The sequence below is a fragment of the Streptomyces paromomycinus genome, assembly GCF_003865155.1.
GTDB classification, from domain to species: domain Bacteria; phylum Actinomycetota; class Actinomycetes; order Streptomycetales; family Streptomycetaceae; genus Streptomyces; species Streptomyces chrestomyceticus.
On record NZ_BHZD01000001.1, the window covers coordinates 1,250,584 to 1,275,549 of the forward strand.

Annotated in this window: 23 protein-coding genes; 12 read left to right on the top strand and 11 right to left on the bottom strand. The window is 73.8% G+C overall.

What is annotated here, in order from left to right; all coding sequences use genetic code 11:
- Positions 1–133: 133 nt before the first annotated feature.
- On the bottom strand, positions 134–1,684 hold the full coding sequence (locus OEIGOIKO_RS04740; protein ID WP_125052136.1) for an AMP-binding protein: 1,551 nt from the start codon (positions 1,682–1,684) through the stop codon (positions 134–136).
- 430 nt (positions 1,685–2,114) lie between these two features.
- Between OEIGOIKO_RS04740 and OEIGOIKO_RS04745 the strand changes: the two genes are divergently transcribed.
- Positions 2,115–2,747 (top strand): TIGR03086 family metal-binding protein, encoded by a 633-nt coding sequence (locus OEIGOIKO_RS04745; RefSeq protein ID WP_125052138.1) that lies wholly within the window; start codon positions 2,115–2,117, stop codon positions 2,745–2,747.
- A gap of 90 nt (positions 2,748–2,837) precedes the next feature.
- Here the strand turns inward: OEIGOIKO_RS04745 and OEIGOIKO_RS41400 are convergent, their stop codons facing one another.
- Together OEIGOIKO_RS41400 and OEIGOIKO_RS04750 are read right to left on the bottom strand one after the other, a co-directional pair.
- Positions 2,838–3,008 (bottom strand): hypothetical protein, encoded by a 171-nt coding sequence (locus OEIGOIKO_RS41400; protein WP_154806360.1) that lies wholly within the window; start codon positions 3,006–3,008, stop codon positions 2,838–2,840.
- Positions 3,009–3,353: 345 nt separating this feature from the next.
- The gene (locus tag OEIGOIKO_RS04750) at positions 3,354–4,229 is read right to left on the bottom strand and encodes an Fpg/Nei family DNA glycosylase (RefSeq protein WP_125052140.1); all 876 of its coding nucleotides are present in this window, start codon (positions 4,227–4,229) and stop codon (positions 3,354–3,356) included.
- Positions 4,230–4,324: 95 nt separating this feature from the next.
- On the opposite strand from OEIGOIKO_RS04750, the gene OEIGOIKO_RS04755 reads away from it, so the two are divergent.
- Complete coding sequence (locus tag OEIGOIKO_RS04755) at positions 4,325–5,752, top strand: lipase maturation factor family protein (RefSeq protein WP_125052142.1); 1,428 nt, start codon at positions 4,325–4,327, stop codon at positions 5,750–5,752.
- On the opposite strand, the gene OEIGOIKO_RS04760 is transcribed toward OEIGOIKO_RS04755, so the two are convergent.
- Positions 5,649–6,734: a tetratricopeptide repeat protein gene (locus OEIGOIKO_RS04760; protein ID WP_125052144.1), complete on the bottom strand. Its 1,086-nt coding sequence runs from the start codon at positions 6,732–6,734 to the stop codon at positions 5,649–5,651. The genes OEIGOIKO_RS04755 and OEIGOIKO_RS04760 overlap by 104 nt on opposite strands.
- Positions 6,735–6,981: 247 nt before the next feature.
- Here OEIGOIKO_RS04760 and OEIGOIKO_RS04765 point away from each other — a divergent pair, with 247 nt between their 5' ends.
- Entirely contained in the window at positions 6,982–8,409 is a 1,428-nt protein-coding gene (locus OEIGOIKO_RS04765) for an amino acid permease (protein WP_218039977.1), read from the top strand.
- 267 nt (positions 8,410–8,676) lie between these two features.
- Here OEIGOIKO_RS04765 and OEIGOIKO_RS43435 read toward each other — a convergent pair whose 3' ends face one another.
- The 4 genes from OEIGOIKO_RS43435 to OEIGOIKO_RS04785 all read right to left on the bottom strand — a co-directional run bounded on the left by OEIGOIKO_RS43435 (position 8,677) and on the right by OEIGOIKO_RS04785 (position 13,227).
- On the bottom strand, positions 8,677–9,420 hold the full coding sequence (locus OEIGOIKO_RS43435; RefSeq protein WP_125052146.1) for a LysM peptidoglycan-binding domain-containing protein: 744 nt from the start codon (positions 9,418–9,420) through the stop codon (positions 8,677–8,679).
- Positions 9,421–9,904: 484 nt separating this feature from the next.
- The gene (locus OEIGOIKO_RS04775) at positions 9,905–11,983 is read right to left on the bottom strand and encodes an ABC transporter permease (protein WP_125052148.1); all 2,079 of its coding nucleotides are present in this window, start codon (positions 11,981–11,983) and stop codon (positions 9,905–9,907) included.
- Between the two features lie 19 nt (positions 11,984–12,002).
- Positions 12,003–12,791, bottom strand: coding sequence for a molybdate ABC transporter substrate-binding protein (gene modA / locus OEIGOIKO_RS04780; RefSeq protein ID WP_125052150.1), 789 nt, complete (start codon positions 12,789–12,791; stop codon positions 12,003–12,005).
- A 40-nt stretch (positions 12,792–12,831) separates the two neighbouring features.
- Positions 12,832–13,227 carry a TOBE domain-containing protein gene (locus OEIGOIKO_RS04785; protein WP_125052152.1) on the bottom strand — a complete coding sequence of 132 codons (396 nt, stop codon included), beginning with the start codon at positions 13,225–13,227 and terminating at the stop codon, positions 12,832–12,834.
- 255 nt (positions 13,228–13,482) lie between these two features.
- Between OEIGOIKO_RS04785 and OEIGOIKO_RS04790 the strand changes: the two genes are divergently transcribed.
- Positions 13,483–14,403 (top strand): triphosphoribosyl-dephospho-CoA synthase, encoded by a 921-nt coding sequence (locus OEIGOIKO_RS04790; RefSeq protein ID WP_170251553.1) that lies wholly within the window; start codon positions 13,483–13,485, stop codon positions 14,401–14,403.
- A gap of 129 nt (positions 14,404–14,532) precedes the next feature.
- Here the strand turns inward: OEIGOIKO_RS04790 and OEIGOIKO_RS04795 are convergent, their stop codons facing one another.
- Positions 14,533–15,288 carry a PaaX family transcriptional regulator C-terminal domain-containing protein gene (locus OEIGOIKO_RS04795; protein ID WP_125052156.1) on the bottom strand — a complete coding sequence of 252 codons (756 nt, stop codon included), beginning with the start codon at positions 15,286–15,288 and terminating at the stop codon, positions 14,533–14,535.
- Positions 15,285–15,878 carry a signal peptidase II gene (lspA, locus tag OEIGOIKO_RS04800; RefSeq protein ID WP_246177204.1) on the bottom strand — a complete coding sequence of 198 codons (594 nt, stop codon included), beginning with the start codon at positions 15,876–15,878 and terminating at the stop codon, positions 15,285–15,287. Before lspA ends, OEIGOIKO_RS04795 begins: the two co-directional genes overlap by 4 nt.
- Positions 15,879–16,003: 125 nt before the next feature.
- Between lspA and OEIGOIKO_RS04805 the strand changes: the two genes are divergently transcribed.
- Together OEIGOIKO_RS04805 and OEIGOIKO_RS04810 are read left to right on the top strand one after the other, a co-directional pair.
- Entirely contained in the window at positions 16,004–17,674 is a 1,671-nt protein-coding gene (locus OEIGOIKO_RS04805) for an acyl-CoA dehydrogenase family protein (protein WP_125052158.1), read from the top strand.
- Positions 17,671–18,501 carry a crotonase/enoyl-CoA hydratase family protein gene (locus tag OEIGOIKO_RS04810; RefSeq protein WP_125052160.1) on the top strand — a complete coding sequence of 277 codons (831 nt, stop codon included), beginning with the start codon at positions 17,671–17,673 and terminating at the stop codon, positions 18,499–18,501. The genes OEIGOIKO_RS04805 and OEIGOIKO_RS04810 overlap by 4 nt, the downstream gene beginning before the upstream one ends.
- A 66-nt stretch (positions 18,502–18,567) precedes the next feature.
- Here the strand turns inward: OEIGOIKO_RS04810 and OEIGOIKO_RS04815 are convergent, their stop codons facing one another.
- On the bottom strand, positions 18,568–19,557 hold the full coding sequence (locus OEIGOIKO_RS04815) for a GlxA family transcriptional regulator (RefSeq protein WP_413790153.1): 990 nt from the start codon (positions 19,555–19,557) through the stop codon (positions 18,568–18,570).
- 210 nt (positions 19,558–19,767) lie between these two features.
- Between OEIGOIKO_RS04815 and OEIGOIKO_RS04820 the strand changes: the two genes are divergently transcribed.
- The 6 genes from OEIGOIKO_RS04820 to OEIGOIKO_RS04845 all read left to right on the top strand — a co-directional run bounded on the left by OEIGOIKO_RS04820 (position 19,768) and on the right by OEIGOIKO_RS04845 (position 24,889).
- Positions 19,768–20,652, top strand: a complete 885-nt coding sequence (locus tag OEIGOIKO_RS04820) for an NAD(P)-dependent oxidoreductase (RefSeq protein ID WP_125052164.1) — start codon at positions 19,768–19,770, stop codon at positions 20,650–20,652.
- Positions 20,649–21,284 (top strand): maleylpyruvate isomerase N-terminal domain-containing protein, encoded by a 636-nt coding sequence (locus OEIGOIKO_RS04825; protein WP_125052166.1) that lies wholly within the window; start codon positions 20,649–20,651, stop codon positions 21,282–21,284. Before OEIGOIKO_RS04820 ends, OEIGOIKO_RS04825 begins: the two co-directional genes overlap by 4 nt.
- A gap of 112 nt (positions 21,285–21,396) precedes the next feature.
- Positions 21,397–22,248 (top strand): YndJ family protein, encoded by an 852-nt coding sequence (locus OEIGOIKO_RS04830; RefSeq protein ID WP_125052168.1) that lies wholly within the window; start codon positions 21,397–21,399, stop codon positions 22,246–22,248.
- 74 nt (positions 22,249–22,322) lie between these two features.
- Positions 22,323–22,859, top strand: coding sequence for a DUF1990 family protein (locus OEIGOIKO_RS04835; RefSeq protein WP_125052170.1), 537 nt, complete (start codon positions 22,323–22,325; stop codon positions 22,857–22,859).
- A gap of 139 nt (positions 22,860–22,998) precedes the next feature.
- Positions 22,999–24,264 (top strand): metallophosphoesterase, encoded by a 1,266-nt coding sequence (locus OEIGOIKO_RS04840; protein WP_125052172.1) that lies wholly within the window; start codon positions 22,999–23,001, stop codon positions 24,262–24,264.
- A gap of 187 nt (positions 24,265–24,451) precedes the next feature.
- Positions 24,452–24,889: a hypothetical protein gene (locus OEIGOIKO_RS04845; protein WP_125052174.1), complete on the top strand. Its 438-nt coding sequence runs from the start codon at positions 24,452–24,454 to the stop codon at positions 24,887–24,889.
- The last annotated feature ends 77 nt before the right edge of the window (positions 24,890–24,966 follow it).

Genomic DNA, 24,966 nt, shown 5'->3' on the forward strand with positions numbered 1-24,966 from the left:
CGCGGGCACGAGGGGGTGCACGGAAGCACGTGGCCGGACAGCACACCGTCGTCCGGGTCGCCATGGGGCGAGACGGCGCTCACCTGCCCGAATGCGGCTGACGTACACGATGCCGCTGCGGTCCGCCGGATCCTCAGATCGTACGGTCCCGCCCGGCCCAATACGGCTCCCGCAGCCGTCGTTTGAAGAGTTTGCCGGATTCGTCGCGCGGCAGGCGCTCCTCGAAGACGACGGTTCTGGGCACCTTGTACGAGGCGAGGCGGTCGGCGACGTGGGCCCGTACGTCCTCGGTGGTGAGGGCGGCGCCCGGTTCGGGTTCCACGTGGGCGGCGAGGGCTTCGCCGAACTCCTCGTCGGGGATGCCGAAGACGGCTGCGTCGCGCAGTCCGTCGAGCGCGAGCAGGCAGCCTTCGATCTCGGCCGGGTAGATGTTGACGCCGCCGGATATGACCAGGTCGTTGCGGCGGTCGCTGAGGTAGAGGTAGCCGTCGGTGTCGAGGTGGCCGATGTCGCCGATCGTGACGTAGCCGGGCAGCCGGTCGGCCTCCATCGCCGCGCGCTTGGCGGGGTCGCCGAGGTAGGTGAACTGCGGCCAGGTGTCGGACGGCTTGATGTAGACCTCGCCGGTCCGGCCGGTGGGCAGTGCCACGCCGTCGGGGCCCAGGACCACCACCGAGCAGGTCCCTTCGGCTCTGCCGACCGTACCGGGGTGTGCCAGCCACTCCTGGCTGTCGCACCAGGTCACGGCGCCGGTCTCGCTGCCGCCGTAGTACTCGCGGAGGATCGGGCCCAACCAGTCGATCATGGCGTGTTTGATGTGCGGCGGGCAGGGTGCCGCGGCGTGCACGACCGAGGTGAGCGAGGACAGGTCGTAGCGCTCGCGGACGTCCTTGGGCAGCCGCAGCAGCCGTACGAACATGGTCGGCACCACCTGCGCCTGCTGGATGCGGTGGTGCTCGACCAGCCGCAGGAACTCCTCGGCGTCGAAGCGCGGCATCAGGGTGATGTCCAGGCCGCCGGCGAGGGCGAGGACGGCGTGCTGGCTGGGTGAGGCGTGGTAGAGCGGGGCGGGGATCAGGGTGCGGCCGCCGGGTTCCACGGCGAAGAATTCGTGGAACTTGGCCACGGCGTCGGCCAGTTGCTCCGCGCCGACCGGGTCGCGCAGCACTCCCTTGGGCCGGCCGGTGGTGCCGGAGCTGTAGATGACGGTGGACGGCCGGCGGGCGGCTTCCTCGGCGAGCGGCGGGTGGCCGTACAGCCAGGAGTCCAGGAGGGGGTGGTCGCCGGTCACCGGGGGCGGCGGGAAACCGCAGGCGGCGGCCGTGCCGTCGGGTACCGGCACTTCGATGAGGCGGGCCCGCTCCGGGAGGGCCGCGGCGACGCCCGGCACCAGGTCGGTGTGGGCGAAGACGACCTTGCTGTCGCTGTCGCCGAGCACGTGCCGCAGCTCGTCGTGGCGGAAGTGCCAGTTGACGGGGACGGCCGAGGCTCCCAGCCGGGCCGCTCCGGCGGCTATCTCCAGGTGCGCGGGCTCGTTGCGCATCACGATCGCGATCCGCTCCCCGGGTTCGACACCCAGGGCGCGCAGCCCGGCAGCGATGCGGGCGGACCGTTCCTGGAACGTGGGGTAGGTGTGCTCCACTCCGGCACAGCGGATGGCGGGGGGCGTGACGGCGACGTCCATGTAGCCTCCAGACAGTTGCGGCTGGCGCCCATTGAACAAGCGCTTCCGGCGGCCCGCCAGAGTGCTGACGCCTTGTCAGCAAACTGTTGGGGGCCGGACGGCGGGGCGGTCTCGGCAGTGGTACGGAAGGGGCGCCTGTGGCGCTGGAGAGGGGCGGCGGGCGACCGGATGCCGGTGAAGGCCGAGGTCCGACTCCCACAGGGCTGCCCGTCGTGCCCATTGCGCCACGGATTCGGGGCCGGTGTTCCGATGTCTGTCGCGCTGGGGCGCTTCCGGCGGGAAGCCGGGGGCGGCACCATGCGGGACGGCCTGCATCACAGGCATGGACATGACCGGCCGGTCACCGATCGAAGACGCGCTGTATCCGTCCTGATCGTGTCCGTGCGTCGCGCCGCGGTGGCCGCCGTGCCCGCTCCTATCCTCGGTGAACATGAGCCAACACGAACGACACGAAGAGGACAAGAACGGTCCCGATACGGAAGGGACCGGAGAGCATGCCGAGATTCTGCGGCGGCACGGTGAGGCCATCGCCCTGTTCGGCAGCCGGGTCCACCGGGTGCGCGAGGACCAGTGGGACGCCCCGACCCCGTGCGCCGAGTGGTCGGTACGCGACCTGGTCGGCCATCTGACCGTGGAGCAGCTGTGGGTGCCGCGGCTGGTGCGGGACGGCGCCACGATCGAAGAAGTGGGAGATGCCTACGAGGGCGACCAGCTCGGTGACGATCCGGCCGGTGCCTGGGACCGGGCGGCGGTGGCCGCGGTCGCGGCGTTCTCCGAGCCCGGTGCGCTGGACCGTATGGTGCATCTGTCGTCCGGGACCGGTACGGCCGCCGGGTACTGCTCGCAGATGATGATGGACGCGGTGGTCCACTCCTGGGACCTGTCCCGGGCGATCCGCGCCGACGAGCACCTGCCGCAGGACCTGGCGGCCGCCGCCCTGCGCGAGGTCGAGCCGTACGCGGACGAGCTCGCCGGTACGTCGATGTTCGCCGATCCCGTCACGCCGCCGCCCGGTGCCGACGACCTCACCCGGCTGCTGTGTCTGCTGGGCCGCCGGCCGTGACGACCGCCGACGCCGGCCGCGGCGCCGGCCGGCCGGAACCCGCGGGCCGTGCGCGGCCTGCGGACCGGCCGTCCGGTACGGCGCCCCCGGTCAGTCGATGCCGCGGAAGATGTGGGTCTCGGTGGGGTCGTCGTCGCAGCCGGCGACTCTGACCGGGACACAGCGGCCCCAGACCTCCAGATTGCGGACTTCCTTGATCCGACCCGGCCGCTCGCCCGGCTTGGGCCGCGGCTGCTTGCGTTGCGCGTTTTCCAATGCCACCACGCACTCCTTCATCGAGGGAACACTTCCGACGCGGTGGCGCCTTCGCACAAACCGGGATGTCGGCCAGGGTTTGCGGCACTTCCCGCGACGGGCCAAGGGTGTTGGCATCTACCGGACAGGCCGTCCGTCGTCCACCAGATTAGCGACCGCGACCGGTGAGCGCTCGACATTTACCGGATATGAGGTCACGTCGGGGACAAAGCAGAGATTCCGCCTCGCCCCGCACGCCGGTCACCGCACCGTGTCCGGCGGGCTCCGCGGCTCCGCCCGCCCAGCGCCCGGCGTCCTTCCGGTTGCCGCCCGGCGTTCACCCGGTTGCCGTACCCGCCACCGTACCGGGCCCTACTTCAGGAGCCGGGACATCCGCCGGTCGGCCAGCAGCTTGCCGCCGGTCTGGCAGGTGGGGCAGTACTGGAGCGAGGAGTCGCTGAAGGAGACCTCGCGGACGGTGTCGCCGCAGACCGGGCACGCCTCGCCGGTACGGCCGTGCACCCGCAGCCCGCTCTTCTTCTCCTTCTTCAGCTGCCCGGCCGCCACCCCTCTGGACCGTTCCACCGCCGTCAGGAGCGTGTCCCGTACGGCGGCGTACAGCCGGGCCGTGTCCTCGGGGCCGAGGCGGGCGGCGGGTTTGAAGGGGGACATCCGGGCCGCGTGCAGGATCTCGTCGGAGTAGGCGTTGCCGATGCCGGCCAGCACGCTCTGGTCCCGCAGTACGCCCTTGATCTGCCGCCGCTCGCCCCTGAGCAGGGCGGCCAGGGACTCCTCCGTGAAGTCCGCCGCGAGCGGGTCGGGGCCGAGCCGGGCGACGCCGGGGACCTGCGCCGGGGCGGTCACGCAGTACACCGCCAGCCGCTTCTGCGTACCGGCCTCGGTGAGGTCGAAGCCGGGCGCCGGGCCGGTTCCTTCGGTGCTCAGGCGGACGCGGAGAGCCAGCGGGCCCTTCCCGGGGCGCGGCGGGGCGTCGGGCAGGGCGTCCTGCCAGCGCAGCCAGCCGGCGCGGGCCAGGTGGATCACCAGGTGCAGGCCGCCGACGGTGAGGTCCAGGAACTTCCCGTGCCGCGCCACCGCCGTGACGGTGCCGCCTTCGAGGGCGGTCAGCGGCGGGTCGTACGTCTTGAGCACGTTGACGGCGGCCGGCTGGGCGCGGACCAGGACACGGCCGACGGCGTGCCCGTCCAGGAATTCCCGCAGGGCTTCGACTTCCGGCAGTTCGGGCATGGCTCCAGCCTGCACGGTGCGGCGGGACGGTACATCTCGTGCGCGCCGCGCGCCGGACGGGCGGCGCGGTGCCCGGCGATGTTAGGGATGGTCCTGTGGACTGGTTCACGGAGAGCGACGTATGGCTGGGGCGGCTGGTGTTCCAGCGGATGCTGGCCGTGCTGTATCTGGTGGCGTTCGTGGCGGCGGCGCGGCAGTTCCGGGCGCTGATGGGCGAGCGCGGCATGACGCCGGTGCCGGACTTCCTGCGCCGGGCACCGTTCCGCAAGGCGCCCTCGGTGTTCCACTGGCGCTACTCGGACCGGTTCTTCGCCCTGTGGTCCTGGGCGGGCGCCCTGCTGGCCGCCGCCATGGCCGCCGGGGCGGCCGACGCCGTGCCACTGGGCGTGGCGATGGCGATGTGGGCGGTGCTGTGGGCGATGTACCTCTCGATCGTCAACGTCGGGCAGACCTGGTACAGCTTCGGCTGGGAGTCGCTGCTGCTGGAGACCGGCTTCCTCGCCGTCTTCCTCGGCAACGACGACACGGGGCCGCCGGTGCTCGTGATGTGGCTGCTGCGCTGGCTGCTGTTCCGGGTGGAGTTCGGGGCCGGGCTGATCAAGATGCGGGGGGACCGCTGCTGGCGCGATCTGACCTGCCTCTACTACCACCACGAGACGCAGCCGATGCCGGGCCCGCTCAGCTGGTTCTTCCACCGGCTGCCCAAGCCGCTGCACCGGGTGGAGACGGCTGCCAACCACTTCGCGCAACTGGTACTGCCGGTGCTGCTGTTCACGCCGCAGCCGGTGGCCACCTGGGCGGCGCTGGGGATCGCCGTGACGCAGCTGTGGCTGGTGCTGTCCGGCAACTTCGCCTGGCTGAACTGGCTGACCGTCGCCCTGGCCCTGTCCGCCGTGGACGTCTCGTGGCTCACCGGCACGCCCGCTTCCGCGGCCGCCGCTCCCCCGGTCTGGTTCGCGGTGCCGACCGTGGCCGTCACCGCCTTCGTCGCCTACCGCAGCTACCGCCCGGTACGCAATCTGCTGTCCCGGCAGCAGCTGATGAACACCTCCTTCGACCCGCTGCACCTGGTCAACTCCTACGGTGCGTTCGGCAGCGTCACCCGCGTACGCCGGGAGATCGTCATCGAGGGCACGGACTCGGCGGTGGCCACGCCGGACACGGTGTGGCGGGAGTACGAGTTCCGGGGCAAGCCGGGCGGGGTACGGCGGCTGCCGCGCCAGTTCGCGCCGTACCACCTGCGGCTGGACTGGCTTATGTGGTTCGCGGCGCTGTCGCCCGGCTATGCGCGCAGCTGGTTCGGGCCGTTCGTGGAACGGCTGCTGGAGAACGACCCCGACACGCTGCGGCTGCTGCGCCACAACCCGTTCCCGGACGCGCCGCCCGCGCTGGTGCGGGCCCGGCTGTTCCAGTACCGCTTCACGACGTGGCGGGAACTGCGGGAGACCGGAGCGTGGTGGCACCGTACGGAGCTGCGGGACTTTCTCCCACCGACGAAAGCAGTTCCGCGCGGAACGCGATGACCATGTCCCGGGCATGCCGCAGCCCGATCCGCCCGAAGTCGCGCTCCAGCTCGTCCAGTTCGGTGAGCGTCCGGTCCTTCGAGCCGCCCATCCGGGACCGGGACTTGACCAGTCCGAGGCGGGAGAGGGCGGTGCCGCGCGGCTCGCGCATGTCCTCGAACTCGCGCAGCGCGCCGTCGTAGACCGCGCCGGCCTCGGCGTAACGCCCGGCCCGGAACAGGACGTTGCCGCGCATCTTGTGGTTGTAGGCGAGGGCGCTCGCGAGGTCCATGGTGCGGCAGATGGTCTCGGCCTCGCTGAGCAGGGACAGGGCCTGTTCCGTGTGGCCCTGTACGGACAGTACGTCGGCCACGCCGCGCAGGGACCAGGCGCGGCCCCGTGCGTCGTCGCCGTCGGCGGCTATGCGCGTGGACTCCTCGAACAGCTCCAGGGCCTTGGCGTAGTCGCCGGTGTTGCGGTGCATCTGCGCGATGCCGGACATCGCCCACACCATGTGCCGGGCCTCGCCGTGCGCCCTTGCCTGTTCGAGCAGTTGCTCGTGCAGGTCGGCGACGGCGGCGTAGTCGCCCTGTATGCGGCCGGTCTCGGCGAGTCCGGCGAGGGAGTAGCCGTGCGCGAGGCGGTCGCCGCCCTCGTCGGCGAGGGTGACGGCCAGGGCCAGCAGCCTGCGGGCGAGCGCGAGGGAGCCGCACTGGCGGGCGAGCGTGCCGCCGCTCCACAGGGCCCAGGACATCGCGCCGCGGTCACCGGCCCGGCGGGCGCTGCGGTAGCTGTCGCGCCAGGCCGTGCGGGCGTCGTCGACCCGTCCCAGGCGCCGGTTGGCCTCGGCGACGGCGAGGGAGGCACGGGCGCGCTCCAGGTCCGTACCGGCGTCGTGCCGCGCGCGGCGGGCCGTGGCGAGCACGTCCTCGTAGGACGAGTTCACGCTGAGGGCGGTGCCCAGCTCGCCTTGGTACTCCGGGGCGAATGCCTTGCCGTACATGTATCCGTGGCCTCCTGGTCGTGCATGTGCTTGATCACGAAGCTACGGAAGGGAGAGGGTCCGGCGAATCACTCCACGGATGGGTCGTGCCGTATGCCTCCGGTCCTACGCGAGAGGGACCTGGTCATCATCGGGACGTACGGGACACCCGGCCTTCGGCCGACCCCGCCGCCCGCGAGCCCGCGTCCCGGCAGCCGAAACACTGCGGCAACAGCCCCGCAGGAATCCGCCGATAGCGTCGGCCCGCATGAGTACGGGAACATCACGGGAGACGGCACCGGCCACCGGGCCGGACGGCGGACAGGCCGGCGGTCAGGACGGCGGTCAGGCCGGCGGAGAGCTGCGCAAGGGTCTCCGCCGGCGCCACATGAGCCTGATCGCGCTGGGCGGCGTCATCGGCGCGGGCCTCTTCGTGGGCAGCGGCGTGGTCATCCGGGCCACCGGTCCGGCCGCCGTGCTGTCCTTCCTCGCGGCCGGTCTCCTCACCGTCCTGATCATGCGGATGCTGGCGGAGATGACGGTGGCCCGGCCCGCCCTCGGCTCGTTCTACGCCCATGTGCGGGAGACCCTGGGACACCGCGCCGGTTTCACGGTCGGCTGGCTGTACTGGTACTTCTTCGTGATCGTGGTGGCCGTCGAGGCGGTGGCGGGCGGCCGGATCGTCCGGCTGTGGCTGCCCGGCGTGCCGCTGTGGGCCGTCAGCCTGGCGCTGATGGCGCTGCTGACCGCGACCAACATGGTCTCGGCCCGGTCCTTCGGCGAGTTCGAGTACTGGTTCTCGTCGGTCAAGGTCATCGCGATCGTGGTGTTCCTCTTCCTCGGCGCGCTGTACCTGACCGGACTGTGGCCGCAGGCCGACGGCGGCCTGGCGCACCTCACCGACTCCGGTGGTTTCGCGCCCGCGGGCGTCGGCGCGGTCCTGGCGGCGGTCGTGCCCTGTGTCGGCTTCTTCACCGGCGCGGAGATCGTGACCATCGCGGCGGCCGAGTCGGTGGAACCTGAGCGCGCCGTGGCGGCGGCGATCCGCTCGATCGTGCTGCGCGTGGTGGGGTTCTACGTGCTGTCGGTCCTCGTCGTCGTGGCGGTCGTGCCGTGGACGTCACCGGCCGTCGAGGTCAGTCCGTACGCGGCGGTCCTGGACCGGCTGGACGTGCCCGCCGCCGCCACGGTCATGAACGCCGTCGTCCTGATCGCCGTGCTCTCCTGCCTCAACTCCGCGCTGTACACCTCGTCGCGGATGCTGTTCGCGCTGACCCGCAACGGGGACGCGCCGCGCGGCTTCACCCGGCTCAGCCGCGGCGGGGTGCCGCGCCGGGCGCTGCTCGCCGGGACGTCGGCCGGCTATCTGTCGGTGATCGCGGCGTGGGCCTCCCCCGACGTCGTCTTCCGGTTCCTGATCAACTCCTACGGGGCCATCGCCCTGTTCGTCTACCTGGCGATCGCGGTCGCCCAGCTCCGCCTGCGCCGCAAGCTGGAACGCGAGGAACCGCAGCGGCTGACGCTGCGGATGTGGCTGTTCCCCTGGCTCAGCCGGGCCACCGTCGCCCTGATGGCCGCGGTGGTCGTGGCGATGGCCTTCCTGCCGGACAGCCGGGCGCAGTTCTGGCTGAGCCTGCTCACGGTGGGCCTGGTCCTGGCGGCTTACGAGGTACGGCGGCGGCGTGCCACTGGATGAACCGAACGAAACGGGCGGGCCGGACCGACCGGACGACCCGGGTGCCCGGCCGCCGGAGCCGGTGCTGTCGCAGGCCGTCCGCGGCGCCACGGACGGCCTGCCGGTGCCCACCGCTTCCCACGGCGGTCCGCCCGCCCCCAGCCGGACCGCCGTTCCAGGGGAATTCGTCACGGGGAATTCCCGGGAGGGTGGGAAGGGATTACGTGCAGCGGTTCCTCGGGGCCGGCCGGATTCCGGCCGGCCGATTTACCGTTTGTCGGATTGCTGTCAGCCGGTGCCGGAGCGGCGGACGGCGAGACGCGTCCCCGGATAGATGAGGTTGGGATTCGCCCCGATCACCTGGCGGTTGAGGCGGTAGAATTCCTGCCAGCCCCAGCCGTAGGCGTACGCGATGCTGCTCACCGTCTCCCCGGGATTGACGACATGGCCGCCGGTGGACCGCCGGGGCCGGTCCGCGCGCTGCTTGTACGGCTTGGCGTGGCCGTACCGGCTGCCGGACGCGTCCCGGTGCCGGGGGCTGCGCAACCGCTCGCGGTACCGGCTCGAACTGTTCGTGCGGGCCTGGGTGCCGGCGCGCGGCGCCGACCGCCGGGCGGTCTGCGGAGCGCTGTGCCGCGCGCCGGACGAGCGCAGGCCGAGCCGGGCCGAGCAGGCCGGCCAGGCGCCCCAGCCCTGACGGGCCAGCACCCGTTCGGCGATCCTGATCTGCTGGGCCCGGGACGCCCGCGCGGCCCGGGACCCGTACCTGCCGCCGCCGAAGGAACGCCAGGTGGAGTGGGCGAACTGCAGTCCGCCGGAGAAGCCGTTGCCGGTGTCGGCCCGCCAGTTGCCCCCGCTCTCGCACCCGGCCAGCCGGTCCCAGGTGGCACCGCTGCGGGCTTCGGCCGGCCCGTCGGCCGCCACGTTCAACGCGCCGGCCGCCAGCAGGACCGCTGCCGCCGTCGCTCCTCGGGCCCCACGCCCCCGGACCTCACCGCGTCCGCTCGTTTCCGTTCCCTGAGGAAATTCCATCGACCTGTGCTCCCGTCGCTCACCGCTCGGTTTCCCGGCGGCCTTGGGGATGCATGACGTCCCGTGAATTCCCGTGTTCTCCCAGCTTTTCCGCGGGCTTTCCCCGTGGCGTCACCGAGTTCCCGCGGTGTGTTTCCCGAGCCGTCATGAATTCGACGAGTACGACACAACCACGGTCACGGACGGCACCGGCAGAGCGCGCGGTAGCGCCTCGGCGGTACGCCCTGCCTCCGCACCGCCGGAGTGGGGGCCGACGGCTCCGCATGGCGCCCCCTTCTGCCGGGTAGGGGCGCACCCCCGGAGACGGAGCGCATGGTCTGCCCGGGCGTATCGAGCGCTTGTCCGAGCCGGGGGTGCCGCAGGAGCGCGTTCGGGGGCTCGGGGCACGCGCGGCGGGCGTCCGCACGCACCGCGCACGGGCCCCCGGGTCGACGCGACGCGACGGTCCCTGCGGAGGGTTTGGTTCCGGTACGGGCGCGGCCGCTCAGACCGGTACGAGCGTCACCTCGGTCGCCTTCACGCTCACCCAGACCTCGGTGTCCTCGGCCAGCCCGAGCTCCGCCGCGGCCTGCGGGGTGATCTCGCCGACCAGGTCGGGCACCTCCGGCGACCCGACGAGGACCCGCAGCCGGCTGCCGAGCGCGGTGATCTCCCGTACCCGGCCCGGCCAGACGTTGCGCGGGCTGCCGGACGGGCGCGCCCGGTGCACGGAGACCGCTTCGGGGCCGATGACCGCCAGCGCGCCGGTGCCCTCGGGCAGCGGGTCGGCGGCGACCAGCCGCCCGGCGCCCGTCATCCGCAGTCCGTCGCCGGTGGCGGTGCCCGGCCACGCGTTGCGGCCGAGCATCCGCGCCACCCACGGCGAGCGCGGATGCCGGGTGACCTCGGCGGGGACGGCGTCCTGGATCGTGCGCCCGTCCTCCAGGACCAGGACGCGGTCGGCGAGCGAGACCGCTTCGACGGGGTCGTGGGTGACCATCAGGCAGACGCCGCCGAAGCCGGCCAGGTGCCGGCGCAGGGTGTGCCGGACGTGCGCGCGGGTGCTCTGGTCGAGGGCGGCCAGCGGCTCGTCGAGCAGCAGCAGGCGGGGGCGGGCGGCCAGCGCGCGGGCCAGCGCGACGCGTCCGGCCTGGCCGCCGGAGAGCTGGGCGGGCTTGCGGTGCGCGAGGTGGCCGACGCCGAGCCGGTCCAGCCACAGCTGGGCCTCGCGGCGGGCCTCGGCACGGCCGGTGCCGTGGGCGCGCAGCCCGTACGCCGTGTTGCCGAGGGCCGTCAGATGGGGGAAGAGCGCGCCGTCCTGCGGTACCCAGGCGACGCCGCGGCGGTGCGGCGGCAGGGTGGTGACGTCCCGCGCGCCGAGCGTCAGTACGGCGTGCGCCCTCGGCGTGAGGCCGAGCAGGGCGCGCAACAGCGTGGTCTTGCCCGCGCCGTTGGGGCCCACGACGGCGATGGTGGTGCCCGGGGCGGCGTCGAGGGTGAGCCGGTTGAAGCCGGTGACGTCCGCGTGCAGCGGCCATCGCCCGGTGCCGGAGCCGTCGCCGGGGCCGTCGGGGGCGGTGGGGGCCGCGCAGGCGCCCTCGGCGTGCGCGGTGGTGGCGGTGGGCGGGCCCGGGGAGGCGGGCGTGCCGGGGGCGGCGGATGCGCCGGTCATGTGGTCCGGCCACGTGCCGCCGGCATCCGGGGTCCCGTCGCCGTCCGCGTCCGTACGCGTCACCGCGCCGCTCGTGCGCCCCCGGACCGTGCCGCCCCCGCCCGCCCATCTGCCGCGCAGGGCGACCAGGACGGCGGTCGCGATGACGAGGAGCAGGAGGGAGACGGAGGTGGCGGCCTCGGTGCTGTCCTGGAGGAGCAGGTAGACCTGGAGGGGCAGGGTCTGGGTGACGCCCGGCAGGTTGCCCGCGAAGGTGATGGTGGCGCCGAACTCGCCGAGCGCCCGCGCCCAGGTCAGGGCCGCTCCGGCGGCGAGCCCGGGGGCGATCATGGGGAGGGTGACCGTACGGAAGACGCGCAGCGGGCCGGCGCCGAGCGAGGCCGCCGTCTCCTCGTAGCGCACATGCAGCCCGGCCAGTGCGCCTTCCAGGCTGATGACCAGGAACGGCATCGACACGAAGGTCGCGGCGACCACCGCGCCCGCCGTGTGGAACGGCAGCTGTACGCCGAACCAGCTCTCCAGCAGGCCGCCCAGCAGGCCCCGCCGCCCGAAGCCGAGGAGCAGTGCCACCCCGCCGACGGTCGGCGGCAGCACCATGGGCAGCAGCACCAGGGAGCGCACCACGGCCTTGCCGGGGAAGTCGACGCGCGCCAGCAGCCAGGCCAGCGGCACGCCGAGCAGCAGGGACAGGCCCAGCGACCAGAAGGACACCACCAGGGAGATCCGCAGGGCCTCGGTGACCTCGGCGGAGGTCAGATGGGTGCCGAGGTCGGCCCAGGACGTCCGGGCGAGGATGCCCGCCATGGGCACCAGCAGGAACGCGACCGCCAGGACGGCGGGCAGCGCGAGGGCGACGGGCGCGCGCAGACCGGAGGCGGCTGCCCGCCCCCGGTCGCGGTGGTGGCGCTTCATGAGACGACGGCGGCCCGTGTCACGGCTTCTGGAAGCCGGCGTCGCGCAGGAGCTTCTGCGCCTGTGCGCCCCCGAGCCACTTCACGAACGCGTCGGCCTCCTTCTGGTGCTGCGAGACCTTCAGCGTGGCCGCCGGGTACTCGGCGATCGCGTTCTGCTCGTCCGGCACCTGGACGGCGTCCACCTTGTCGGGCGCGGTCATCGCGTCGGTGGCGTAGACGATGCCCGCGTCCGCCTCACCCAGCTCGACCTTGCTCAGCACGCCGCGTACGTCCTGCTCCTGGGAGACCGGCTGCACCGTGATGTCCTGCCGGTCCAGGACCTTCTTGCTGTAGCGGCCGACGGGTACGGCGGGCGCGGCGAGCACGACCTTGAGCTTGTTGGTGGAGGCCAGGTCCTTCAGGCCGGTGATGTGCTGGGGGTTTCCCTCGGCCGTGGCGATGACCAGGCGGTTCTTGGCGATGATCTGCGGCGCGCCGGTCTTGCCGTGCAGCCCGTCCATGGTCCGGGTGTCCGCCGTGACCAGGGCGTCGGCCGGGAAGTCCTGGTTGACCTGGGCGGCGAGCTGCTGGGAGCCGGCGAAGGAGAACTTCACCGTGACGTCGGGGTGTTCCTTGTGGTACGCGTCGGCGGCCTTGGCGAAGACATCGGTCAGGGACGCGGCGGCGAGAACCTTGAGCGTGGTCCGGCCCTCGCCCCCGGACGCGTCGTCACCGCTGTCGCAGGCGGCGGTGAGCGGGGCGAGGACGGCGACGGCCAGTGCCGCGGCGACGGCGCGGCGACGGGTGATGCCGAAGGTGCGGGACATCGGGTTCGGCTCCTTGGGGACGGGGCGGGGCGGACGCGCGTCAGGCGCGGTCGACATGGACATTGGTCGACTTCACACGGGCGGTGGCCCGCATACCGACCTCCAGTCCGAGTTCCTCCACCGCTTCCCGTGTGAGGAGGGAGACCAGCCGGTGCGGACCGGCCTGGATCTCCACCTGTGCCGCGACGTCGCCCAGCTTGATCGCTGTGACGATGCCGGGGAAGGCGTTACGGACCGAGGTGCGGGAGGTGTCGTCCTCCGTGCTGCCGTTCTTGGCGAGTTCGGTGGAGAACGCGGCCAGGTCGCGGCCGTCGATCAGCCGGCGGCCGGATTCGTCCCGGTGGGTGGGGACCTTGCCGGCGTCGGCCCAGCGGCGGGCCGTGTCGGGGCTGACGCCGAGCAGGCGGGCGGCCTGGCCGATCGTGTAGGACTGCATGTGCGGAACCGTATGGCAGATCGTCTCTCATCTGCAATTACTCGGTGGGAAAGCACCTGGCAGGTGCGAGCCCCGTTGGAGGAAGCGACAAGATCGTCCGTGGCGCGGGTGACCGGCGGTGCGGCGCTCCGGACGGGCGGGGCGGGGGCGCAGACCGGACATACCAGGGGGCGGAGCATCGGCCGGGTGAGCGAAGCCGTACTCTTCTGGGAGGGATTCGGTGGGCGTGGCGTAACACGGAGGGAGCGCGAACCGATGGGTACTCCTACTTCTTCAGCCCGTTCCGCGGTCCGCGGCCGGTCGATCATGAAGAGGCTGCGGCCGGACGCCGCGCGCGGCACCGTGCCGACCTCGTACGAACGCCCCGTCCTGCACACCGTTCCGCACTCCTCCCCCGACCGCCCCCTTCCCCTGCGGCTCGCCGACCTCGCCGTCGCCGCCTGCACGGCGCAGACGGTGCTGGCCCCGAAGCCGGACCCGCTCGCGCTGCACGCCGCCGAGCTGCTGCACGCCCCCTTCGCGTCCATGGCCGAGGCCGCCATGGGCCGGCCGCTGGACCGGCGGCTGCGCGAACAGCTCGGGCGTCTGGGCCGGGCGGGTGAGCAGCGGGCCCTGGAGGCGGGTACGGGCGCGCCCGGCAAGCGGGGCGCGCTGTGGTCCGTGGGCCTGCTGGTGGCCGGCGCCGTCGCCACGAACTGCCGCTCGGACGTGGAGACCTGTGAGGCGGCCGCCACCCTGGCCCGCCTGCCGGACGGCGGCGCCCCGGCGGCCAGCCGGTCGCCCGGCGGCCGGGCCCGGCAGTACTACGGCGTGCCCGGCGCCGTCGGCCAGGCCCGTTCCGGCTTCCCGAACGTGCTGGGCGTGGCCCTGCCCGCGCTGCGCCAGTCCCGTGCGGCCGGTGCCTCGGAGGTGACGGCCCGGATGGACGCGCTGCTCGCGCTGCTGTCCACGCTCGACGACACGACGCTGCTCCAGCGCGGCGGTTCGCAGGGCCTGCTGTCGGTGCAGATGGACGCGCGTGACGTGCTGTCGTCGGGCGGTTTCGGCACCGCGCGCGGACGCAAGGCGTTCGTCCGGCTGGACGCGCGGATGACCCGTAACGGCCTCACGGCGGGCGGCAGTGCGGCGCTGCTGTCGGCGGCGCTCTTCCTGGACTTCCTCTTCGAGGGCCGCTGAGGTTTTCCGGGTCCGGCCGAGGTTTTCCGGGGGCGCTGGAGCGCTCCGGGACCGCTGACCGGCCCTCCGGGACCGCTGGAGCCCTCCGGGGGCGCGGCCCGAGAAGCGCTCTTCGGCGGCCGCCTGCCCTCAGGCCGCGCTGCCCGGCGTCACGTACTGCCGCAGCAGGCCGCGCAGCTCGGCCTCGAAGGAGTCGTAGCGGCGGCGCAGTTCGGTGCCCGGCCAGGAGGCCGGGAGGAGGGCGTCCGGCAGCAGCGGGTCCGCGAGGAGGTGCCGCAGTACGGCGGCCGAGACCGTGAAGCGCGCGGCCGGTGACGTGGCGTCGGACAGGGCGGCCAGCAGCGCGCGGGCCCGCGTCGCCCAGCCGTCCAGGTCCCACAGCCCACGCGCCAGCTCCGCCGGGCCGCCGTCCGGGGCGCCGGTGAGCAGGGTGCACTGCCGGGTGATCACGGGCGGGAGGGTGCGTTCCAGGTTGCGGGGGCGCAGCCAGGTGCCTTCACGCAGTTCGGCGAGGCGCAGTTCCGCCATGGCCTGGCGCAGCGCGGTGCGTTCGGCGGCCGGGCGGGCTTCGGCGGTGACCACGGCGATCTCCCACGCTCCGGCCCAGTGCCGGGTGCGGGGCGTACGGCTCTCGTCCTGCCGCGCCTGGCGCTCCAGCAGCCGTGCGGTGAGTCCGTACGTGCCGTCGTCCTGCCGGAGGTCGCCGGCGGCGACCATCCGGGACAGCGCGACACGCACGGTGCCCTCGGCGGTGCCGAAGAGTTCGCCGACGCGCACCAGGGCGCGTGCCGGGAGGCGGGGCGGATGGTGGCCGAGGAGGGTGCTGAGCACGATGGAGCGGGCGGTGAGCGGCCGCAGGCCGAGGTGCCGCGCGTCGTCGTTCACGGTGTTGCGCCCGGCGGAGCGGCGACGGCCGTCTCGTCCGCCTTCTCCGCCGGCTTGTCCTTGTGGTCCAGCTCCCATCCCAGGAAGGAGAACAGCACGATCAACACGCCGCCGCAGACGATCGCGCAGTCGGCGAAGTTCATGACGCTGAAGCCGCGTATGTGGAGGAAGTCGACCACCGCGCCCTGCAAGTCGCCGGGGGTACGGAAGAGGCGGTCGGTGAGGTTGCCGAGCCCGCCGCCCAGCAGCAGGCCCAGCGCGACCGCCCAGGGGGCGCTGTAGAGCTTGCGCGCCAGGCGGACGATCACCAGGGTGACGGCCACGGCGATGAGCGTGAACAGGATGGTGGTCGCCTCGCCGATGCCGAACGCCGCGCCGGAGTTGCGCAGCACCCGCAGCTCCAGCCAGTCGCCGAACACCTTGACGGGGGCGCGGTGCTCCAGCTCGGCGACCACGGCCACCTTGCTGCCCAGGTCGAGCAGGTAGGCGGCGCCCGCCACCGCGAGGAGCAGCGGCACCCGCCGCCTGCCGCCCGCCCGTTCCGTACGGTCCGCACCGCTCTCCCCGGTGGCCCGGCCCGGTGTCGTCACGTTCAGTCCCCTCGCAGTCCGTCGGTCGGCCTCCACCTTAAGCGGGCCGCGGCCGACCCTGTGATCACCGCCCCCACCCCATTACACCCTTCCCACGCCTGTCGGAAATCTGTAACGTCCACGGTATGACCGTCACCCACGAAGTCGTGAATCAGGCGCCGCCGCTCACCGGGTTCAGCACGGCGGACGACCCGGCCCTGCTGGAGGCGCTGCACCGGGCGGACGCCGGGTGGGGCGAGCCGGAGGTGCGGGAGCTGGGCGCGCTCGCCGGGACCGAAGCGGTGCAGGAGCAGTCCCGGGCCGCCGAGGAGCAGCCGCCCCGGCTGCGCACCCACGACCGCTTCGGCCACCGGATCGACGAGGTGGAGTTCCACCCCGCCTGGCACCGGCTGATGACCGTGGCGGTGGAGCACGGGCTGCACGCCGCGCCGTGGGCCGAGGCCCGGCCCGGCGCCCACCTCGTGCGCGCGGCCAAGTTCTACGTCTGGTCGCAGGCCGAGCCGGGACACGGCTGCCCGGTCTCCATGACGTACGCCGCCGTCCCCGCCCTGCGCTCCGCGCCGGAACTGGCGGAGCGGTACGAACCGCTGCTGGCGGCCCGTACGTACGACTACGGACTGCGGCCCCCGCTGTCCAAGGCGGGCCTGATCGCGGGCATGTCGATGACGGAGAAGCAGGGCGGCTCCGACGTCCGGGCCAACACCACCCGGGCGGTGCCGGCCGGCGACGGCACGTACCGGATCACCGGGCACAAGTGGTTCACCTCGGCGCCGATGAGCGATGTGTTCCTGACGCTGGCGCAGACCGCCGAGGGGGTGAGCTGCTTCCTGCTGCCGCGCGTCCTGCCGGACGGCACGCGCAACGGGCTGCGGCTGATGCGTCTGAAGGACAAACTGGGCAACCGCTCCAACGCGTCCTCCGAGATCGAGTACGACGCGGCGGTGGCCTGGCCGGTGGGCGAGCCGGGGCGGGGTGTGCGGACCATCGTCGAGATGGTGAACATGACGCGGCTGGACTGCGTGATCGGCACGGCGGCCGGGATGCGCGCCGGGCTGCGGCAGGCCCTGCACCACACCACGTACCGCCACGCGTTCGGCCGCGCACTGTCCGAACAGCCGCTCATGCGGGCAGTCCTGGCCGATCTGGCGATCGAGTCGGAGGCGGCTACGACGCTGGCGCTGCGGCTGGCGACCGCCGTGGACCGGGCCCAGGCAGGGGACGCGGGCGAGGCCGCGCTGCGCCGCCTGGGGCTGGCCGTCGGCAAGTACTGGGTGTGCAAGCGGGGCAGCGCGCACGCGGCGGAGGCCCTGGAGTGCCTCGGCGGCAACGGGTACGTGGAGGAGTCGGGCATGCCGCGGCTCTACCGGGAGGCCCCGCTGCTGTCGATCTGGGAGGGCTCCGGCAATGTCGCCGCGCTGGACGTGCTGCGCGCCCTCGGCAAGGAACCGGCCGCGCTGGACGCGTATTTCGCGGAGGTGGACGCGGCCGCGGGCGCCGACCGGCGACTGGACGCCGCTGTCGCGGGCATCCGCAAGATGCTCGGCACGCTCGACGATCCGGAGCGGGCGCAGCGCGCCGCCCGGACGCTGGCGGAACGGATGGCGCTCGCCTTCCAGGGCGCGCTGCTCGTCCGGTACAGCGCCCCGGCGGTGGCCGACGCGTTCTGCGCCTCACGGCTCGACGGGGAGTGGGGGAACGCCTTCGGGACGCTGCCCACCACGGCTGACCTGACGGCGATTCTGGAGCGGGCCCGGCCCGTGTCTTCCCCCGAGTCTCTGACGGAGGCCGCCGGATGACCGGCGGGGGCCCGGGCGGCGGGCCGGACAAGGGCCCGGACAGCGCACCGGATGGCGGCCCGGCCCGCACGGTACGGGTCGAGCATTGCGGCCCCGTGACGACGGTCGTCCTCTCCCGGCCGGAGGCGCGCAACGCCGTGGACGGCCCCACGGCACGCCAACTGGCCGACGCGTTCCGCGCCTTCGCGGCGGACGACGACGCGCGTGTCGCGGTCCTGTGGGGCGAGGGCGGCACGTTCTGTGCGGGCGCCGACCTCAAGGCGATCGGCACCGGGCGCGGCAACCGGGTCGCGGCGGACGGCGACGGGCCGATGGGTCCCACCCGGATGCGGCTGGACAAGCCGGTGATCGCGGCGGTCGGCGGGCACGCGGTGGCGGGCGGCCTGGAGCTGGCCCTCTGGTGCGACCTGCGGGTCGCCGAGGAGGACGCGGTCTTCGGGGTGTTCTGCCGCCGCTGGGGCGTGCCGCTGATCGACGGCGGTACGGTACGGCTGCCCCGGATCGTCGGCACCGGCCGGGCCCTGGACATGGTGCTGACCGGGCGGCCGGTCGGCGCGGCCGAGGCGCTGGGGACGGGCCTGGTCAACCGGGTTGTGCCGCCCGGACAGGCGCGCGCGGCGGCCGAGGAACTGGCCGCCGCCATCGCCCGCTTCCCCCAGGCGTGCCTGCGCAGCGACCGCGCTTCCCTCCTGGCCCAGGAGGGCCTGCCGGAGCAGGCCGCCATGGCCGCGGAACTCCGTTACGGAGGAAGTGTCCTGGCGGACGCGATGAAGGGCGCGGAGCGCTTCGCTTCGGGGGCGGGGAGGCATGGGGCGATGGACGTGTAGGTACGTGCGGCGGGCCGATGGCGTCTCAGTCGCCGCGCGTTGTCCCCGTAGCGGACCAGCGGCACCTCAGCCGGCGAGCGACACCTCCGGCGCCGTACGGGGAAACGCGCGGCGGTAGTCGGACGGCGACACCCCGACGCGCTTGAGGAAATGGTGGCGCAGGTTGTTCGCCGTGCCGAGGCCGCTCAGTTCGCCGATCTTCTCGACCGGCAGGTCCGTCGACTCCAGCAGACTCTGGGCGCGCGCCAGACGCTGGTCGAGGAGCCATTGCAGCGGGGTCGTGCCGGTGGCCGCCTGGAGGCGCCGGTAGAACGTCCGTGGACTCAGCGCGGCGCGCTCCGCGAGGTCTTCCACCGTCAGCGGCTGGTCGAGGCGGGCGCGCGCCCAGGCCAGGACGGGGGCCAGCCCCTCGTCGTCGGTGGCGGGCACGGACAGGTCGACGAACTGCGCCTGCCCGCCGGGCCGGTGGGCAGGCACGACCATCCGGCGGGCCAGCTGGTTGGCGACGTGCGCGCCCAGGTCACGCCGTACCAGGTGCAGGCAGAGGTCCAGGCCCGCCGTCAGTCCGGCGCTGGTGAGCACGTCACCGTCGTCCACGTACAGCACCGAGTCGTCGACCCGCACCTTCGGGTAGCGCGCGGCGAGCTGGGCGGTGTGCATCCAGTGGGCGGTGGCGCGGCGGCCGTCGAGCAGACCTGCCTCGGCGAGCGCGAAGGCGCCGGTGCACAGGGACACCATGCGGGCCCCGGCGTCGTGGGCGCGGCGCAAGGCGTCGATCAGGTCCGGCGGCAGCGGCCTGCCCTCCTCCACGCAGGGGTCGGGCACGGAGGGGACGACGACCGTGTCCGCGCCGACGAGGTCGTCCAGGCCGTACGGGGTGCGCAGCGCCAGCCCGGTCCCGCCCGCGGAGCCGCCGTCCCGCTCGCCCGTGCCGCACAGCCGCAGGTCGTACCAGGGTTCGGCGAGATCGGGCTGCGGCTTGCCGAAGACCGTGCAGGGGATGCTCAGTTCGTACAGGTCCCAGGACGGGACGCCGATCTCCTCGGTCACGACCACCGCGACGGTTCCTGCGCTCATGCCCGAAGGATATGGGCCGCACCAGACACCTGGAACGGGCCCATGGCGCGGCCCGGTCATGGCAGGAATTTGGTGGCGGCCGTCAGCCCTGCCACTGGTTCCGGCCGCCGGGCGCTGCGAGCGTGGCCCGTACGTGATCGACCGCCGCCGGCCCGCACGTTCCGCCGACGGCTCTACGAGGAGACGCACATGCAGACCGAAGGCGCGGCCGTGACGGTGCTCGGGCTGGGATCGATGGGATCGGCGCTGGCTACCGCGCTGCTGGCGAAGGGCCTTGCCACGACGGTGTGGAACCGTTCGCCGCACAAGGCCGAAGCACTGACGGAGCACGGGGCCGTGGTGGCGGCGACGCCGGCCGAGGCCGTCGCGGCGAGCCCGCTCGTCATCGCCTGCGTACTGGATTATCCGGCGCTGCACACCGTGCTCGACCCGGTGGCGGACGCACTGGCGGGCAAGACGCTGGTCAATCTCACCTCCGGCTCGCCGGAGCAGGCCGCCGAGGCCGCCGCGTGGGCGCGGAGGCACGGCGCGGACTACCTCGACGGCGCCGTCATGACGACTCCCCCGGGCGTCGGCAGCCCCGAGATGATGTTCCTCTACAGCGGCCGGCGCACGGTGTTCGACACCCACCGCACCACCCTCGCGGCCCTGGGCGACCCGCTGCACCTGGGCACCGACCCGGGGCTGGCGTCCCTGTACGACGCCGCGCTGCTCGGCCTGATGTGGGCCGCCCTGACCGGCTGGCTGCACGGTGCCGCGCTGGTCGGCGCGGAGGGCACCCGGGCCGCCGACTTCACTCCGGTCGCGATCCGCTGGCTGGGCGCGGTGAGCGGCTTCCTCACCACGTACGCACCGCAGGTGGACGCCGGCCGCTACCCGGGTGACGACGCCACCGTGGACGTCCAGATCGCCGCGATCGACCACCTCCTGCACGCCGCGGCGGCCCGCGGCATCGACACCGCGCTGCCCGGACTGCTGAAGGCCACCATGGAACGGACCCGCGCCGCGGGCCACGGCTCCAGCAGCTACGCGAGCGTCGTCGAGGTCCTCAAGAGCGCGGCGGACGCCCGGTGACCACGACCGCCTCGCCCGCCCCGCCCCGTACACCGGTACCGCCCGCCGCCGCGTGGCCCGGCCTGCTGGCCGCCGCCACCGACACCTGCCTGGACGCCCTCCTCGAAGGCGCTGACCAGGACTGGTCACGCTCCGCCGACGGCCTCACCTGGACCTGCCGCGAGACCCTCGACCATCTCGCCCTCGGCCTGACCGGCTACGCGGGCCTGCTGATCGCCCGCCCCGCCGACCGCTACATCACCCTCTTCGCCTCACTCGATCCCCAGGCCCCGGTCCCGGCCTGTCTGGAGGGGCTGCGCATCGCGTCCCGCCTGCTCGGGGCCACGGTCCGCGACACCCCGTCCGACGTCCGCGCCTGGCACCCCTGGGGGCATGCGGACGCCGCCGGTTTCGCCGCCATGGGCGTGACGGAACTGCTCCTCCACACGTACGACATCACCCGGGCGCTCGGCGTGACCTGGGCTCCGGACGGCGATCTGTGCACCGCCGTCCTGTCCCGCCTCTTCCCCGGCGCCCCGGCCACTCCCCCTGGATACGAGCCCTCCGACACCCTGCTCCAGCGCACGGGCCGGGCCGCTCTCCCCGGACTGCCGCGGCGCGCGGAGTGGCAGTGGGACGGCTCGGTGCGCTGACGTCCCGCCGCCCCCCGAGGGGGCGGAATTGAACGCGTTCAACCCGTCCCGTACTGTCTACGTGACGGATTGAACGCGTTCAAACCGGCTTCCTGCCGGGTTGGGGGGACTCATGACCGCACTGGTCGACCTCATCGTCATGCTCGGCATGTTCGTCGTGGTGCCGGCCGGCCTCGCCCTGATCGGCGAACCGGGCACCCGGTGGCTGCGGCGCCGCTGGCCCATCGCCGCCTCGGCGGGCGCGGTGGCCCTGTGGCTGCCGCGCGGCCCGGCCGCCACGGCACTGGCCGCGGCCTACGCACTGGCCACCCTCGCTCTCGCCCTGTACGCGCCGCGCCGGCTGGCCCGCACCCGCAGCCTCGCGCCGGGCGAGATCGCCGTACTGACGGCCCTGGTCACCCCGGCCGTCGCCGCTACCGCCCTGGTCGCCGAGCGCTCGGGCCACCGGCTGTTCGGCTTCGACCTGGAGATCCTGTCGCTGACCGTGCCGCACTTCCACTTCGCCGGATTCGCCGCCGCCCTGGTGGCCGGGCTCGTCTGCCGCGCCGCACGCCCCGGCCGGACCGGGCCGCTCGCCGCGCTCAGCGTGCCCGTGGGGACGCTGTTCGTCCTGGCGGGCTACTTCGTCGACGACTGGGCCGAACTGGCCGGCGCGGTGATCCTCACCACCGGCATGTGGCTGGTCGCCCTGGTCACCTGGCGGGACGTCCGTACCACCGCGCCGGACCGGACCACCCGGGCCCTGCTCGGCGTCTCGGCCGCCGTCCTCGTCGCGACCATGCTGCTCGCCCTGAGCTGGGCGCTCGGCGAGGCAACCGGCATCCCGCACCCCACACTGGCATGGATGGCGGCCACCCACGGCCTGGGCAACGCGCTCGGCTTCGCCCTGTGCGCGCTGCTCGCCTGGCGCCGCCTCAGGAACGCGCCCGCCGCGTCGGCTCCGGCCGCCCCCGTACCCGCGTGACCGCTCCACCGACCGCCCCGCCCGGCACATCCACCACCACCCGCACCCGTCGCCACCCGAGGAAGCAGGCCCCCATGACCACCGGCAGCACCGCCGCCCCCAGCCCCTTCAACTACGCCGAGGAAGGCGCCACCCGCCGCCGTCCGCTGCCCGGCGGATACCGCCATCTGCACGAGGCCACCTACCTCGGCCACGGCCGCGCGGTCCTCGAAGCCGCGGGCCACGCGGTCACGTCCTTCCGGATGCACCGCGCGGCGGGCGTACGGGTACGGGCCTCGGCGCCGGAGGCCGCACCCGGCGTCCGGGTGGAGTGCGCGCTGGGGCTCGGCCCCGCACGGCTGTGGGCACCGTGCCGGGTGGTGTGGAGCGAGTACGAGAGCGAGCGCATCGGCTTCGCGTACGGCACGCTGGCCGGCCACCCGCAGCGCGGCGAGGAGTCGTTCGTGGTCGAGATGCGGGAGGACGGCGCGGTGTGGTTCACGATGACGGCCTTCAGCGTGCCGGGCCGCTGGTACACCCGGCTGGCGGGACCGGTGGTGCCGGTGTTCCAGCGCCTGTACGCCCGGCACTGCGGCCGGACGCTGCGCCGGCTGGCCCGCCGCGACCGCTGACCGGAGTGCCGGTGGGGGCGCGTCCCCACCCCCCGGCTCCGGAGTCGCCGGAGCCACGCCACGCCCTACTCCCCATACGTCCACACGGCGTTCATGGCTCCGTCACCAGTTGCCCCGCGGCCCGTGAGAGAAACCAGCCATGTGCGACGACGAGCTGATACCGCCGCGGGCGGACCTGACCGAGGACCAGTGGGCGCGGACGGCCGGCCCCGGCCCCGCCGACGCCGCCGTACCGGCCGGCCCGCCGGACGCGCCGGCCCCGGCGCGCGGTGTGCACCGGCGGACGCTGCTGGGCGGGGCGATGGCGGGAGCGGCGCTGGCCGCGCTGCCGTTCGGGGCGCAGCAGGCCGCGGTCGCCGCGCCGCGGGCAGGCGCACCGGGGCGGTTCCCGCTCCCGTCCGCGCCGGGTCCCGCCGGCGAGTACGCCGTCCTGATCACCGGTGACGCCGGGACGGGCGCGGCGGAGCAGTACGCGGTCACGGCGGCGGCCGCGGAGGTCTGCCGCGCCGAACACGTCGGGCTGGCGGTCGGCCTCGGGGACAACATCTACGAGAACGGCCCGGAGTCCGACGACGACTCGGAGTTCGCGGAGAAGTTCGAGCGGCCCAACACCGGTATCGACGTGCCTTGGCTGATGGTGCTGGGCAACCACGACTGTTCGGGGCTGATTCCGGGCAGCGGCGGCGACCCGTCCCGCGGTGACCGCGAGGTCGCGTACGCCGCCACGTCCCGCCGCTGGTACATGCCGGCCCGCTACTACAACGTCGCCCTCCCGGCAGACGGCTCCCGAGGAGAGCCGCTCGTCGAGTTCTTCGCGCTCGACACCAACCCGGTCGCCTCCTACGTCGCGCAGACCGACCCGCACTACTACTGGAACGGCCCGTACATGCGCGAGCAGCGCCGCTGGCTGGACGCCGCGCTGACCGCCTCCCGCGCGCGCTGGAAGGTGGTGCTGGGCCACCACCCGTACCTGAACAACGGCAAGCACGGCAGCGCCGGTTCGTACGACGGCTTCATGATCGGCAACTACACCAGCGGCATCCACCTCAAGAAGCTGTACGAGGAGGTGGTGTGCGGCCGCGCCGACCTGATCATGTCCGGGCACGACCACACCCTGCAGATCCTGGAGCCCACCGACCGCACCCGCGGCACCCGGCAGCTCGTCTGCGGCGCCGCCGCCAAGACGGGCGACGGCAAGGCGCACTTCACCCACCCCGCCGCCTGGCAGGACTTCTCCCGGCACGGGTTCATGGTGCTGAAGGCGGGGGGCGGCGCGATGACGATCGACGCGTACACGGTCGACATCGCCACGAAGAAGGCCCGGCTCGCCCACCGGACCCGGACCGCCCGGCCGGTGGCGGCGGGGGCCGGGGCCGGAGCCGGGGCGGGGGTCGGGGTGAAGTGAGGGGTCTCGGCACGTCATCGGGCCGCGTCCGGGAGTCATGGCGGGAGTTCCTGACGAAACGCCCCTTTCGCCCCGCATGCCCGGTGGTCACCGTCTCCGGCGCAACCGGGTAGCGGCACCGCCGGCATCGGCCATATCTCGCGCCTGCCGCACCTTTCCCGCCCATGAACGATTACTGTTGCCGCCGATGACGCCCGACCGTGCGGTACCGCCCGACTGCTCCGTGTCCCGGACCGGAGCGGTGATCCTGGTACTGCTCGCTGCCCTGGCGCATGTGCTGATCTGCGCGCACGGGCCGGGTCCGGCGGGTGGCGGGCAGGTCGACACTCCCGTCGCGGCAGCCGCCTTCGACTGCGCGGGCGCGCCCGTACAGCTCACGGACGCCGCCGCTTCCCACGCGCTGCACGGGCACGACAGCGCCGAGCTCTGCTCGGGGCCGGACAGCCCGACGCTGCAGCCGACACGGCAGATCGCTTCTCCCCCGCCGTCGGTTCCCGGCCCGGTGCCGGCCGGCTTCGCCGAAGCCGAGCCGGACGGCGTGCCGGCCGACCGGTCGCCGCCCGCGTACCCCGGCCGCACGGCGGCCGGGCAGGAGCGGGCCCGCCTCGGCGTGTGGCGGACCTGACCGCTCCGGAGGCCGCGCCGGTGTCCCGGCGCGGCCAGTGAGCAGATCCGCCTTTCCCCGACGCACGGCCGGTCGCC